This window comes from Microbacterium forte (genome assembly GCF_031885415.1).
GTDB classification, from domain to species: Bacteria; Actinomycetota; Actinomycetes; order Actinomycetales; family Microbacteriaceae; genus Microbacterium; species Microbacterium forte.
The window spans coordinates 1,425,238-1,439,109 of sequence record NZ_CP116871.1 but is presented as its reverse complement, the minus strand read 5'-3'; the positions used below and the strand labels follow the sequence as shown (position 1 = coordinate 1,439,109).

At 68.8% G+C, this 13,872-nt stretch carries 10 protein-coding genes; 6 read left to right on the top strand and 4 right to left on the bottom strand.

The genetic code is table 11. The features are described 5' to 3' along the window. Window positions 1-53 precede the first annotated feature (53 nt). Complete coding sequence (locus tag OB895_RS07015; protein WP_311879616.1) at window positions 54-1,067, bottom strand: LacI family DNA-binding transcriptional regulator; 1,014 nt, start codon at window positions 1,065-1,067, stop codon at window positions 54-56. Between the two features lie 210 nt (window positions 1,068-1,277). After that, a complete protein-coding gene (locus tag OB895_RS07010) occupies window positions 1,278-1,736 on the bottom strand; it encodes a GNAT family N-acetyltransferase (protein WP_309686644.1) in 459 nt (152 codons plus the stop codon). Window positions 1,737-1,916: 180 nt separating this feature from the next. Here OB895_RS07010 and OB895_RS07005 point away from each other — a divergent pair, with 180 nt between their 5' ends. Further along, window positions 1,917-4,136, top strand: coding sequence for an NADP-dependent isocitrate dehydrogenase (locus OB895_RS07005; protein WP_042539464.1), 2,220 nt, complete (start codon window positions 1,917-1,919; stop codon window positions 4,134-4,136). A 155-nt stretch (window positions 4,137-4,291) separates the two neighbouring features. Here the strand turns inward: OB895_RS07005 and OB895_RS07000 are convergent, their stop codons facing one another. Together OB895_RS07000 and OB895_RS06995 are read right to left on the bottom strand one after the other, a co-directional pair. After that, a complete protein-coding gene (locus OB895_RS07000; protein ID WP_376708837.1) occupies window positions 4,292-5,812 on the bottom strand; it encodes a L,D-transpeptidase family protein in 1,521 nt (506 codons plus the stop codon). 96 nt (window positions 5,813-5,908) lie between these two features. Then, entirely contained in the window at window positions 5,909-6,316 is a 408-nt protein-coding gene (locus OB895_RS06995) for a RidA family protein (protein WP_042539310.1), read from the bottom strand. A gap of 25 nt (window positions 6,317-6,341) precedes the next feature. On the opposite strand from OB895_RS06995, the gene OB895_RS06990 reads away from it, so the two are divergent. The 5 genes from OB895_RS06990 (at window position 6,342) to nagB (ending at window position 13,867) form a co-directional block, all read left to right on the top strand. Beyond that, window positions 6,342-7,559, top strand: a complete 1,218-nt coding sequence (locus OB895_RS06990) for an alanine racemase (protein ID WP_311879613.1) — start codon at window positions 6,342-6,344, stop codon at window positions 7,557-7,559. Further along, the gene (locus OB895_RS06985; protein ID WP_311879611.1) at window positions 7,550-10,804 is read left to right on the top strand and encodes a family 20 glycosylhydrolase; all 3,255 of its coding nucleotides are present in this window, start codon (window positions 7,550-7,552) and stop codon (window positions 10,802-10,804) included. Before OB895_RS06990 ends, OB895_RS06985 begins: the two co-directional genes overlap by 10 nt. 79 nt (window positions 10,805-10,883) lie before the next feature. Continuing rightward, a complete protein-coding gene (locus OB895_RS06980) occupies window positions 10,884-12,071 on the top strand; it encodes an ROK family transcriptional regulator (protein ID WP_042539314.1) in 1,188 nt (395 codons plus the stop codon). Window positions 12,072-12,129: 58 nt separating this feature from the next. Beyond that, window positions 12,130-13,095: an ROK family protein gene (locus OB895_RS06975; RefSeq protein WP_079112412.1), complete on the top strand. Its 966-nt coding sequence runs from the start codon at window positions 12,130-12,132 to the stop codon at window positions 13,093-13,095. Beyond that, window positions 13,088-13,867 (top strand): glucosamine-6-phosphate deaminase, encoded by a 780-nt coding sequence (gene nagB / locus OB895_RS06970; protein ID WP_311879610.1) that lies wholly within the window; start codon window positions 13,088-13,090, stop codon window positions 13,865-13,867. Before OB895_RS06975 ends, nagB begins: the two co-directional genes overlap by 8 nt. The last annotated feature ends 5 nt before the right edge of the window (window positions 13,868-13,872 follow it).

The window sequence follows — 13,872 nt, the reverse complement described above, 5'->3', positions numbered from 1 at the left end:
CTGTCGTCGAAGCGTTTCGACAACAGCGATGCGGCTGCGTTCTCGGCGGGTGGTCACTCCCGGGCGGGGGCGATCGAGCCGGCGACGTGGTACTCGGGGGGGATGAGATGGATCTGGGCGGGCGTGCCCGGCTCTTCCAGGCGCCGCACGGCGAGATCGACGGCGAGCTCGCACGACTTCTGCGGCACGAGCGGGATCGTGTCGACGGGAACCGCGAGCGAGGACGTGTCGAACGAGGCGGCGGCCGAGATCACCGACACGTCCTCGCCGACCGTCAGCCCGTGGGCTGCGATCGTCTCGAGGAGGATCTCGTGCACATCGCCGACGGCGTGCACGATGAACGCACGGACGCCGCGGCTCAATGCCAGCTCGGCGGCGGCGCGCACAGCGGACGCGTCGGTCGTCGTGTCTCCGGTCGTCGCCCAGTCGAGGTCGACTCCTCGCTGGGCCGCTCGGTCCTGCACGCCGAGGAGCAGTCGTCGGGGGAAGTTCGACTTGCGGTACGAGACCTCGGTCTGTCCGAGCAGGGTGACGGAGGTGTGCCCGGCATCGGCCAGTCGGTCGACGGCGAGATGCCCTGTGCCTTCGAAGTCGAGGTCGACGCAGGTCAGACCGTCCGCGTCGTTCGGGATGCCGATGAAGACGGTCGGGGAACGCAGGGATCGGGCGATCTCCGCTCTCTCGTCGTCCGGCGCCACGTCGAGCACGAGGATGGCGTCGACGAGGTTGCTCGCGGCGACGCGGTTCATCCCCTCGGATGCCTGCTCGTCGGTCAGCAGCAGGATGTCGTAGCCACGGCGGCGGGCGGCGACTGCTGCAGCGAGCACGAAGGCCATGTGCGTGGGGGCGTGGGTGTCGGCACGGAGAGGCTCGGTGAGTCCGAAGATCTGCGTGCGGCGGCCAGCCAGCATCCGTGCTCCGGCATCGGGCTCGTAACCGAGCGTCTGGACCGCGTCCTCGATGCGCCGACGCGTCTTCTCCGAGACCGGGCGCTTGCCGCTGAGCGCGTAGGAGACCGTGCTGATCGACACTCCGGCGGCCTGGGCCACCTCGTGAATCGTCGTCATCAGGACTCCATCGTCGCTATCGGTTCATCGTCGAAGCGTTTCGCTTGCGCTTCCGAAAGTGATGATAGGCAGAGTTCGACGCCGCGCGCAACACTTTTGTGGTCATCCGCAACAAATTCGTGCTCGAGGCTGCGGGAGCGGTCCCATCACGTCACCTGACAGGGCGACGGGGCCTCGATGGGGGAGGGGATTCGAGACCCCGCCGCCGGTCTACGAAGTGACGCGGATCTGGGCGATGACCTCTGAGTACTCGGTCTCGCCGACCGGAGTGAACCCGACACGCAGGAAGAACGCCTCCGGGCCGTCTTCTCCGGCCTCGTAGATGACGTTGACGTGGTCGAAGCCGCGGTTGCGGGCCTCCTCGAGCAGGCTCTCGACCGCGAAGCGGCCGACGCCCTTGCCCTGGCCTTCAGCGTCGACGTTGATGCGCCACAGCACCGAACGGAAATGCTCCTCCGGAGCCTCGGCGTCGAAGTTGGCGCTGACGAACCCGACGACCTGATCGTCTTCGAGGACGACCCGCTGCCAGGAGGTCTGCGGGTTGATGACCGTCGCCGCGATGCCGTAGGACACCGGAGCGAGGAACTGCTCCTGTCCGGGCTTCAGCGACAGGTTGTTCACGGCGACGATCGTCGCAGCTGAGAGTTCGACCATGCGCAGTTCGGACATAGTCACAGGCTAGCCCCTCGCGGGGGTGCCCGCGCAGAAACCTCGACTTTCGTCAGGGGTGCGCACGCGCAGAATGCCGGAAGTCGATGTCGGCGCCTCCTCGCGGCGAACGTGCGCCGGGAGCGCCTCAGGTATCTTGGTATCGAGACAAATATGCCCTCGCGAACGGAGAACCTCCTGGTGACCGACGACGCCATCATCTACACCTACACGGACGAGGCACCGGCTCTCGCCACAGCCTCCTTCCTGCCGATCATCAAGGCCTTCACGGGGCAGGCGGGCATCGAGGTCGAGACCCGCGACATCTCGCTCGGCGGACGCATCCTCGCCGCATTCCCGCAGAAGCTCGCTCCCGAGCAGCAGGTGGGCGACTCGCTCGCCGAGCTCGGCGGACTCGCGACGCTCCCCGAGGCGAACATCATCAAGCTCCCGAACATCTCGGCCTCGATCCCGCAGCTCAAGGGCGCGATCGCCGAGCTGCAGTCGCAGGGATACGACATCCCCGACTTCCCGGACGAGCCGACCTCCCTCGAGGAGAAGGACGTCCGCGCTCGCTACGACCGCATCAAGGGCTCCGCGGTCAACCCCGTGCTGCGCGAGGGCAACAGCGACCGCCGAGCGCCTCTGGCAGTCAAGAACTACGCCAAGAAGCACCCGCACCGCAACAAGCCGTTCGCGGAGGGCTCGAAGACCCGCGTCGCGACGCTCGGTCACGACGACTTCAAGCACAACGAACGCTCCTGGGTCGCCGCACACGACGACGTCCTGAGCTTCCGCCACACCGCCGCTGACGGCACCGTGACGATTCTGAAGGAGGGGCTGAAGGTCCTTCCGCGCGAGATCATCGACGCCACGTTCCTCTCGGCCGCGCACCTCGACGCCTTCCTCGCCGAGACGATGGAGACGGCGAAGAACGACGACATCCTCTACTCGGTGCACCTCAAGGCCACGATGATGAAGGTCAGCGACCCGATCATCTTCGGGCATGTCGTGAGGGTGTTCTTCAAGGACGTGTTCGCTCAGTACGGTGACAAGCTCGCTGAGGCGGGCCTCAACCCGAACGACGGTCTCGGGTCGATCCTCTCGGGTCTCGGCGGCATCGCCGGCGGCGAGGAGATCGCCGCAGCCTTCGACCGCGCGCTCGCCGAGGGCCCGCGCGTCTCGTACGTGAACTCCGACAAGGGCATCACGAACCTGCACGTGCCCAGCGACGTGATCGTCGACGCCTCCATGCCCGCGCTCGTCCGCAACGGCGGCAAGCTGTGGGGCGAGGATGGCGGCGAGGCCGACACCCTCGCGGTCATCCCGGACTCCTCGTACGCGAGCGTCTACCAGGCCGTCATCGACGATGTGATCGCGAACGGCCCGCTCGACCCCGCCACGATCGGCACCGTGCCGAACGTGGGGCTCATGGCCCAGGCGGCCGAGGAGTACGGCAGCCACGACAAGACCTTCGAGATCGCCGCTCCCGGCACGGTCCAGGTCCTCGACAGCGAGGGCACCGTGCTGATCGAGCACGAGGTCGGCGCCGGCGACATCTGGCGCGCGACGCAGACCAAGCACATTCCGGTCATGGACTGGGTCAAGCTCGCCGTCACGCGCGCTCGCGCCTCGGGAGCGCCCGCGGTGTTCTGGCTGGACGCCAACCGCTCGCACGACGCGCAGATCATCGCCAAGGTGCACCAGGGTCTCGCGACGCTCGACACCAAGGGGCTCACGATCACGATCCTCGCCCCCGAAGAGGCCACCCGCTACACGCTCGCGCGCATGCGTCACGGCCTCGACACCATCTCGGTGACGGGCAACGTGCTGCGTGACTACCTCACCGACCTGTTCCCGATCCTCGAGGTCGGCACCAGCGCCAAGATGCTGTCGATCGTCCCGCTGCTCGCGGGCGGCGGACTGTTCGAGACCGGTGCCGGTGGCTCTGCGCCCAAGCACGTGCAGCAGCTCGTCGAGGAGAACTACCTGCGCTGGGATTCCCTGGGCGAGTTCTTCGCGCTGGCCGCATCGCTCGAGCACTTCGCAGACCGCACGGGCAACGAGAAGGCCCGCGTCCTCGCGGAGACGCTGGACGCTGCGACGGGAACCTTCCTCGAAGAGGACCGCTCTCCTGGTCGCGCTCTCGGCACGATCGACAACCGCGGAAGCCACTTCTACCTGGGGCTCTACTGGGCGCAGGAGCTCGCGGCGCAGACGAAGGACCCCGAGCTCGCGGCGTCGTTCGCGCCGATCGCCGCCACGCTCGCGGAGAACGAGGAGAAGATCGTCTCCGAGCTCAACGCCGTGCAGGGCAAGCCCGTCGAGATCGGCGGCTACTACCGCCCCGACGACGCACTGGTCGAGGCCGTCATGCGCCCGTCCACGACGCTGAACGGCATCGTCGACGCACTGAGCTGACACGGACAGACGAAGGAGGGGCCGGATGCACGCGCATCCTGCCCCTCCTTCGTCGTTCTTCCACCACACGCAAGGCTGCGGCCTTCAGAGCCGGGCGATACGCAAGGCCGCGGCCTTCAGGGCCGACTGGTCGCCAGCTCTGTCGCGAGCGAGGCTCAGTAGTGGACCGACACCTCGAGGCCGACCGGCGACCACTCGTAGACGTACTTGGCGACGTCGATCGGCATGTTCACGCAGCCGTGGCTGCGCGGGTTGCCGAAGTCGTTGTGCCAGTAGGTGCCGTGGAAGCCCTCGTCGCCGTTGAAGTACGTGACCCAGGGGACGTTCGGCGTCTCGGTGATCGACCCGTCCGGCTCGCGGCTCTTCATCGTCTGCTCGCGCACATGCGCGTAGACCCGGAAGTTGCCGGTGTCGGTGGGCGTCGCGCTCTTGCCCGACGAGATCGCCCACGAACGGACGACGGCGCCGTTCTCGATGAGAGTCGCCGTCTGAGAGCTCAGGTCCACATCGATCTTGCGGACCAGGTTGACCGATTCGAACGGGGTCTCGGTCACCTCGATGGGGAAGACGCCCTCGCCGGCCTCCAGCTTCGCCGCGACGTCGGATGCGAGGCTCGAGGTGTCGCCGATCGTGCGGCCGTTGGCGCCTTCGGCGACGGTGCGGAGGATCTCGCCCCCGGAGTCGACGATGTTCGTCGCGTTGACGGGTTCCCGGTTGACGGCTGCGGGAAGGGCGTCGATCGTCGCTTGGATCGCGGCTTCATCCGCGACGACGCTCAGCTCTCCCTCCTCCTCGACGACCGAGATCCAGGTCGAGGCGGTCGCCGGGTCGACGGGGACCGTGCGCTCTTCGCCGATGTAGAAGCCGATCGAACCCAGCATCGTGTTCAGTGAGGTGGCAACGGTCGTGGCGTCCTCGTCGGTGACGGCGGGGGCAGCTTCGGCCGGATCTCCGGAGAACTCGAGGCTCTTCCCGCCGTCCGCGATCGTCGCGACGATCGCGGCGGTGAGGCCGTCGACGTCGACACCCGTGCCCGGTGCCGAAGGCGTGATCGCATAGCCTCCGCCCGCGGCGTCGAAGACGACGCCGGCATCGACCGGGTCTTCGAAGCTTGAGGGCACTGCCTCGCGCAGCGCGGATTCCGCGGTGGCGGGGTCGAGAGTGATGTCCCCGGCGACGGGATCGCCCATCCATGCGGTGACGTTCCAGAGCGGACGCTCCGCGAAGGCCGCGTCGGCGAGCGCGGTCGCATCGATCGCGGCACCGAGGTCGGCTCCTGTCAGGACGATGTCGTCACCGGCTCCGGTGAGAGTCACCTCGGTCTCGGCGACGTGAGCCTGGATGGTCTCTGCGGCGGCTCCGGGAGTGAGCCAGCCGACGGGGATTCCGGCGACAGTCGTGCCCGGGGCGATCAGGATCATCGATGCGGCGCCTGCGCCGAGGGCCAGGGCTCCCATGCCGAGGCCGATCCACAGGCCGAGACGCTTCTTCTTGGGAGCGGGCTCGTTCGGTGCCCAGGCGAGCTCCCGGTCGCCGCTGCTCGGCGGCTGGGAGTCGGTGGGAGCATTGCCGGAGTCGCCGGGCGCGCCGTTCTGCAGCTGGTCGCCGGAGGCGGTCGCCTCGGTCAGCTTCTCGGTCTTCGCATCCTGCGCTGAGATCAGATCGGTCACGAACATCACCCCCCGGTTTCTCGCGTGTCTTTAGCAATATGCTACGCGATCGCGTATAACGGGGAGGCAACGGTCCGTGGACCTGTGGAGATCCCTCTCGCGTCAGTCGGTGACGACCGCCAGCCCGTCGATCTCGACGAGCATCTCCTCGCGCGGGAGACCGGTGAAGACGGTGGTGCGCGACGGCAGGACGCCGCTGGTCGTGTGCGCGGTCACGAAGGCGCCGTACGCGTCGTTCATGATCGCGAAGTCCTCGCGCTTGGTCAGGTAGACGCGCAGCATCACGACATCGTCGAACGTCGCTCCCGACGCCTCGACGATCGCCTTGACGTTCTCGAGGGTGCGCGTGGTCTGAGCTGCGACATCGCCCGGGAAGAGATACTCGTTCGTCTGGGGATCGACGGGACCCTGACCGGAGACCTGCACGATCGGGCCCTTGCGGATGCCCTGCGAGAAGGTGTGGGCGGGGGCGGGGGCGGCGTCGGTCGACACTCGGATCTTCGCGGTCATGAGGCCAGCCTAGTAGCCTTGTTAGATGCCTCTACAAATCCCGGATCCTGTTCTCGGCACCTGGGCGAAGGGTTTCCCTTCGCGATCCGCGGGGCTCCGACTCTCGGAGGTCGCCGGGGCGGGTCTGCACCTCTCCGACCTCGTCACTCCGGTCCTGACGGTGCATGAGGCCGCGCTCGCGCACAACGAGTCGACCGTCTTCGCGTGGGCGGAGCGACAGGGTGTTCTCCTCGCGCCGCATGGCAAGACGACGATGGCACCGGCACTGTGGCAGCGACTACTCGACGCGGGGGCGTGGGGCATCTCGGTCGCGACGCCGTGGCAGGCGGAGGTCGCCGTCGAGGCAGGGGTCTCCACCGTGCTCATCGCGAACTCGGTCACCGATGGCACGGCCGCACGCCATCTCGGCGAACTGCTCGCTGCGGATCGCGATCTGCGGATCCTGTGCTGGGCGGACTCCGTCGGCACCGTCGGCATCCTCGCAGACGCGCTCGAGGGCGCTGATCGCCCGCTCGACGTGCTCGTCGAACTCGGCGGCAGGGGCGGCCGCACCGGTGCCCGCAGCGTGGAGGAGGGCGAGCGCATCGCCCAGGCGATCCTCGAGGCACCCGGTCTGCGGCTCGCCGGCGTCACGGGATACGAGGGGCCGTTCGGCCCCGACCGGGAAGACGCATCGGTCGCGGCCGTCGACGCCTATCTGTCGACGCTGGTCGAGCTGCATCGACGTCTCGCCTACCCGCCCGACGTCCGCCCCGTGCTCAGCGCAGGCGGCAGCGCTTTTCCCGACCGAGCCGCGGCCGTATTGGCCCCGCAGCGCGGGGATGCCGACATCGTGCTGCGCTCGGGGGCATTCCAGATCCACGACGACGGCTTCTACTCGCGCATGTCGCCGTTCGGTCCGCTGACATCGACAGAACCGCTGCGATCGGCGATGCATGCCTGGTCGCGCGTCGTCTCTCAGCCAGAGCACGGACTCGCACTCCTGGATGCGGGGCGTCGCGACGTGCCGTTCGACCTAGATCTGCCCGTGCCGCAGTCGGTTGAAGGACGGATCACCGCTCTCAATGATCAGCACGCGTTCCTCGACCTCGCAGACGGCGCGGGTGTCGCCGTCGGCGACGTCGTGCGCCTCGGGTTGTCGCACCCGTGCACGGCCTTCGATAAGTGGCGAGTGGTGGCGATGATCGACGACCCGGACGCAGCGGATCCGCGTGTGATCGGAGCGGTGGCGACATGCTTCTGAGCGCCGAGAAGCCGGTGCGGGTCTACCGCGGTGCCACGGTGGTCGACGGCACCGGCGCCGAGCGGTACGTCGCCGATGTCGCGGTCGAGGGATCGCGCATCGTGGCGGTGATCCGCGAGGGCGACGAGAGGCGGCTGGAGCTGCCGGCGGATGCGGTCGAGATCGTCGCCACGGGGTTGGTCCTCGCGCCCGGTTTCATCGACATGCACGCGCACAGCGAGCTGGCCGTGCTGCGCGGAGCCGCGCACGACGCCAAGATCCTGCAGGGCGTCACGACGGAGGTGCTCGGCCAGGACGGACTCGGCTATGCGCCGCTCGACGATGCGGCAGCAGCAGTGATCCCCGCTCAGATCGCGGGCTGGAACGGCATGCCGTCCGCTGCCCCCTGGCGCTCGATGGGTGATCTGCTCACCGCGATCGACGAGGTGTCGGTGGCCAACGCCGCCGTCCTGGTGCCTCAGGGCAACCTGCGGATGATGGTGGTGGGCCACGAGAACCGCGCGGCGACCCGCGAGGAGATCGCGGAGATGTCCGGCATCCTCGGCGAGGCGCTCGACGCGGGAGCGTTCGGGATGTCGAGCGGGCTGACGTACACCCCCGGGATGTATGCCGACACCGCCGAGCTGGAGGCGCTCTGCCGCGTCGTCGCCGAGCGTGGCGGATACTGGGCGCCGCACACCCGAAGCTATGGCGGGGGAGCCCTCGACGCCTACCGTGAGGCGCTCGACATCGGTCGCCGCACGGGGTGCCCGATCCATCTGACGCACGCGACGATGAACTTCGCGCCGAATCGCGGACGCGCGGCGGAGCTGCTGGCACTCGTCGACGAGGCGCTCGACGACGGCGTCGACGTCACTCTCGACACGTACCCCTACCTTCCCGGCGCCACGACGCTGTCGGCGTTGCTTCCGAGCAGGCTCGCCGAGACAGGTGACCTGCTGGCGACCATCGCCGCCCTCGACGAGGCGGGTCGCGAGGCCGTGCGCGTCGAGCTCGAGGAGATCGGCTGCGACGGATTCCATGGAGAACGCGCCGACTGGTCGGCGATCCAGATCTCCGGCACTTCCTCGCCCGACCTCGCAGACCTCGTCGGGCGCACCGTCGACGAGATCGCCGCATCGTCCGGCAGACGCGCCGTGGACGTCGTGCTGGACACCATCATCGAGGACGGCGGTGCGACCGGCATCCTGATGCACATCGGAGACGAGGACAACGTCCGCGCGATCATGCGGCACCCGCGCCATTGCGGCGGCAGCGACGGGATCCTGATCGGGGCGCGACCGCACCCGCGGGGCCGGGGAACCTTCCCCCGCTATCTCGGGCACTATGTGCGCGAGCTCGGTGTCCTCTCCCTCGAACAGGCCGTTCGGCATCTGTCCGGCACGCCGGCGATGCGACTGGGCCTCGATCGGGGCGACGCACCACGAGGCCTGATCCGCGGAGGAGCGACGGCCGATCTGGTGCTGTTCGATCCCGAGACCATCTCGGCGGGGGCGACGTTCGATGAACCGCACCGCGCACCGGTGGGGATCGACGAGGTGCTCGTCGGCGGTGTGCCCGTGGTGGTGGCGGGTCGCGCGTCCGGTGCGACGCCGGGTCGTGCTCTGACCATGACTCCCGCGCCCCATCGTGCGCCTGTCCCGAACATCCGCTCGGTGATCGATCCGGCCGCTGCCCCTTTCGACTGGACTGCTCGCACACCGGTCACGGCTCCCGACGCGCTCGCCATCAGCGCGACCCGTCTCGGCGGCCTTCGCGCGGCTCCGGACTCGCCCGCCGTGATCACCCTCCGCATCGACGAGTCGCTCTCCGACGAGCCGTTCGCCCGAGAGCGCGTGGGCGCAGAAGCCTTCCGGGTGACCGTCGCCGCCCACGGGATCCAGGTCTCGGGTGCCAGCCCCGCAGGAGTGTTCCGAGGTGTCACCCTGCTGCGGCAGCTGCGCGAACCGGGCGCTGATCGTGCACGGGTCCCCGCGGGGGTCTGGGAGTCCGCGCCCGCCTACGCCTGGCGGGGAGTGATGCTCGACGTCGCGCGGCACTTCCGCCCCGCCGAGGATCTCGAGCGACTGGTCGATCTGATGGCCGACCACCACCTCACGCACCTGCATCTGCACCTCACCGACGACCAGGGATGGCGCTTCGAGGTGCCGGGGTTCCCGCGTCTGACCGAAGTGGGCGGTCGCCGCGAGGAGACGCAGCGGGGCCACGGTCCTCACGCGACGGTCGAGGCCGGTGTGCACGAGGGGCACTACACGGATGCCGAGCTGCGCCGCCTTGTCGCCTACGCCGCCCAGAGATTCGTGACGGTCGTGCCCGAGGTCGAGCTGCCGGGGCATATCCAGGCGGGTCTCGCCGCCTATCCCGAGCTGGGCAACACCGACGTCGGCGAGCCTGTCGTCGTGCCGTGGTCGCGCTTCGGCGTGAATCCTCGGACGCTCGCCCCGACGGACGAGGCTCTCGCCTTCGGGCGGGCGGCGATCGACGCGCTGTGCGATCTCTTCGATTCTCCGTGGATCGGCATCGGCGGTGACGAGGTTCCGGTGACCGAGTGGACGCAGAGCGCCGCTGCGCGCGAACGGATGCGCGAGCTCGGTCTCGCGACTCCGCACGATGTGCAGCCGTGGTTCACGGATCAGTTCGTGGCGCACGTCCGCAGCCGCGGACGCACCGCCCTCGCCTGGGACGAGGTGCTCGAGGGCGACGTCCCCGAAGGAGTGCAGGTCCTCGCGTGGCGTGGGCCTGTCGCCATGCGGGAGGCCCTGCGGCGCGGCATCCCTGTGATCGCGTGCCCCGATCTCGAGGTGTATCTCGACTACCCGCAGTCGGAGTCGGGGGAGGAGCCGATCAGGGTCGGACCGCCTTTGCCGATCGAGCGCGCGTATGCGCTGCGCGTCGAGGACGGCGCGTCCGGAGGGCAGGCCAACGTGTGGACCGAGCACCTCCCGACGAGAGACCGTGTCGACTTCGCGATGTTCCCTCGTCTCGCGGCGATCGCCGAGCGACTGTGGGACGGCGGAGAACCTCCCCCGTACGAGGGGTTCGCCCGCAGGCTTCCGACCCACCTCAGACGCCTCGCGGAGTCGGGGGTGCGGTATCGTCCTCTCGACGGTCCGACACCGACGCAGAGGCGTCCTGGAGTACCGGGGAAGCCCCTCACTCGTGAGGCTCGGCAGGAGATCGTGGCCGGGCTCGTGGAGCGCCTGTCCGGGTCCCACGGCACCGCCGACGGGGTACTCTCGGCATAATGTAACGTTTCCGTAACCCTCCCTGTGCTACAAGAGGCAGGGGTTGCGAAATTTTTGTTCGTAAGGTCTACTAACAAACATGTCCGTATCGGATGGATCGCGTCCTTCGACGTCGCCAGATTACGTCGCCGCGAGCGCACACGCCTTCGGCCCCGGGCGCCACCTGCGCTCTCGATCGAAGGTGCTCCCGGAGCACGCTCGCGGCCACAACCGCGCTCTCGTTCTGCAGACTCTCTACCACTCGGGCGCGATGAGTCGTGCGGACCTCTCACGAGAGACCGGCCTGACGCGAGTCACCATCTCAGACCTCGTCGCCGAGTTCATCGCCGACGGCATCGTCGTCGAGATGGGAGTGCGCGAGACGGTCGGACCGGGCAAGCCTCCGATCCTCATCGACATCGACCGCGTCGGTCACCAGATCATCGGACTCGATCTCTCGGGCCCCCATGCGTTCGTGGGCGCTCTGCTCAGTCTCGACGGCGACGTGCTCGAGCGCCGCGAAGTGCCACGGCCCGAGAGCGCAGACGGCGACGCCGCCTACGCCGCCACCCTCGAGCTGGCGCGCGCGCTCGCCGAGACGGCGACACAGCCCATCCTCGGCGTCGGAATCGGCAGCCCGGGTGTCGTGCGCCCAGACGGCGTCGTGCTCAGCTCGCCGAACCTGGGGTGGAGCAACCTGCCTCTCGAGGCGAAGCTCGGCATCGATCTCGACCTGCCGGTGCTCGTGCGCAATGACGCCAACGCCGCCGTGCTCGCCGAATACACGTTCGGCGAGGCGAAGGCCGACTTCATGCTCATCAAGATCGGTCGAGGCGTCGGAGCAGGGGTCATCACCGGCAGCCAGCCGCTTCTCGGCAGCCGCTTCGCCGCAGGCGAGATCGGGCACGTCGTCGTCGGCACAGACGGCGGTCCCCGCTGTGCGTGCGGCAAGGACGGCTGTCTCGAAGCCTGGTTGAGCGAGACGCGACTGCGCCCGGCCATCGCGGCCGCTCCCGAGTCACGTGACGAGATCCTCCGCGACGCCGGAACACGCATGGGCATCGCGATAGCCCCGATCGTGGCGGCCCTGGATCTGTCCGAAGTCGTGCTCTCAGGCCCGGAGGATCTGCTCGACGGCGTGCTGATCGACGCCGCGGTCGAGACCCTGCACGCACGGACGCTCGAGGGCGTCTTCGAGGATGCGCTCATCCGACGCACGCATCAGGAGGACATCGTTCTGCGCGGCGCTGCCGTGATGGTGCTCTCCAGCCAGCTGGGCGTCTCGTGACCTGCATCTGCGGACGTGACCGCAGCCTCGACACGAAGACGAGCAGGAGCGCCATCCGATGACGGGTGCGATCCCCGTCGGCCTGTCCGGTCGACCCGTTCGAGTGGGCCTGGACGTCGGCGGAACCAAGATCGATGCCGTGGCCGTGTCGCCCGACGGAGACATCCTGGCGCGCCTGCGCCGTCCGACCGGATGGGGCGAGGAGGCGGTCGTGGTCAGCATCATCGACGCCGTCGACGCACTCGCCGTCGACGGAGGGTTCGCCCGTTCCGCCGTCGAATCGGTGGGCGTCGGCATCCCCGGGCTCGTCGACGCGGACACCGGCAGAGTCCTGCATGCCGTGAACCTCGGTGTCGAGTCGCTGGATCTCGCCGGTCTCGCCGGTCGACAGCTGGGGATCCCGGTGCGGGTCGAGAACGATGTGAAGGCAGCCGCGCTCGGTGCTGCGGTGCTGCGCGGCGTCGACGGCTCGATGGCCTATCTCAACCTCGGCACGGGTGTCGCTGCCGGCATCGTCATCGACGGCACGATCTGGCGTGGCGCGCGGGGGACCGCCGGCGAGGTCGGACACCTCTCGGTCGACCCGAACGGACGGCTCTGCGGCTGCGGGCAGCGCGGATGCATCGAGACCTTCTGCGGCGGTGGCGCGCTCGCCCGTGCCTGGGATCGACCGGGGGCGTTGCCGGTGCGCGACATCCTCGACGCGGCCGAGGCGGGCGATGAGCGCGCCGCGGGCCTGCGCGCCGACCTGTTCCACGGCGCAGCGGCGGCGGTCAGGGCCCTCGTGCTCTCCGCAGACGTCGAACGTGTGATCATCGGCGGCGGCCTCACCTCGCTCGGAGAGAGACTCTTCGCGGGCGTCCGCAGAGCCCTCCAGACCGGCGCCGAGGCTTCGCCCTTCATGCGCTCGCTGCACCTGGATGACAGGATCGAACTGCTCCCTGCCGGCTCTCCCGCCGCGGCCTTCGGGGCAGCGGTCGTCGGCGCAACCACCCCCTCCAAGGAGATCGTTTCCCATGGCTGAAGTCGTCATCGTCGAGAACGCAGAAGCAGCGGGCGCACTGGTCGCCGCCGAGATCGTCGAGTTGATCGACGGGCGTCCGGACGCCGTGCTCGGCCTCGCCACCGGCTCGACGCCCCTTCCCGTCTACAAGGCGTTGCGCGAGAAGCTCACGGGTCGCGATGTCTCGCAGGTGCGCGGTTTCGCGCTGGACGAGTACGTGGGACTCGACCCGGCTCATCCCGAGAGCTACCGCTCGGTCATCACCCGCGAGGTCGTGGAGCCCCTCGGGCTCGACCCGCGCCGGATCCACGTGCCCAACGGCGCACAGGAGACGATCCAGCACGCGGGCGACGACTACGAGACCGCCATCGAGGCAGCCGGAGGAGTCGACCTGCAGATCCTCGGCATCGGCACCGACGGACACATCGGATTCAACGAGCCGGGGTCGTCGTTCGCTTCGCGGACACGCGTCAAGACACTCACCGTGCAGACGCGCGAAGACAACGCGCGCTTCTTCGACTCGATCGACGACGTGCCGAAGCACTGCATCACGCAGGGTCTGGGAACGATCCTTCGCGCGCGTCACCTCGTGCTGCTCGCCTTCGGCGAGGGCAAGGCTCAGGCGGTCGCGGACGCCGTCGAGGGGCCGCTGTCGGCCATCCTCCCCGGTTCGGCCATCCAACTGCATCCGCACGCCACCGTCGTGGTCGACGAAGCCGCCGCGTCTCGCCTCAAGCTCTCCGACTACTACCGCTACACCTACGCCAACAAGCCGAGCTGGCAGGGCATCTGATCCGA

Coding starts and splice junctions, on each gene's coding strand:
- OB895_RS07015 (WP_311879616.1), bottom strand. CDS start 1,067: ATGACGACGATTCACGAGGTGGCCCAGGCCGCCGGAGTGTCGATCAGC.
- OB895_RS07010 (WP_309686644.1), bottom strand. CDS start 1,736: ATGTCCGAACTGCGCATGGTCGAACTCTCAGCTGCGACGATCGTCGCC.
- OB895_RS07000 (WP_376708837.1), bottom strand. CDS start 5,812: ATGTTCGTGACCGATCTGATCTCAGCGCAGGATGCGAAGACCGAGAAG.
- OB895_RS06995 (WP_042539310.1), bottom strand. CDS start 6,316: ATGACCGCGAAGATCCGAGTGTCGACCGACGCCGCCCCCGCCCCCGCC.
- OB895_RS06990 (WP_311879613.1), top strand. CDS start 6,342: ATGCCTCTACAAATCCCGGATCCTGTTCTCGGCACCTGGGCGAAGGGT.
- OB895_RS06985 (WP_311879611.1), top strand. CDS start 7,550: ATGCTTCTGAGCGCCGAGAAGCCGGTGCGGGTCTACCGCGGTGCCACG.
- OB895_RS06980 (WP_042539314.1), top strand. CDS start 10,884: ATGTCCGTATCGGATGGATCGCGTCCTTCGACGTCGCCAGATTACGTC.
- OB895_RS06975 (WP_079112412.1), top strand. CDS start 12,130: ATGACGGGTGCGATCCCCGTCGGCCTGTCCGGTCGACCCGTTCGAGTG.
- nagB (WP_311879610.1), top strand. CDS start 13,088: ATGGCTGAAGTCGTCATCGTCGAGAACGCAGAAGCAGCGGGCGCACTG.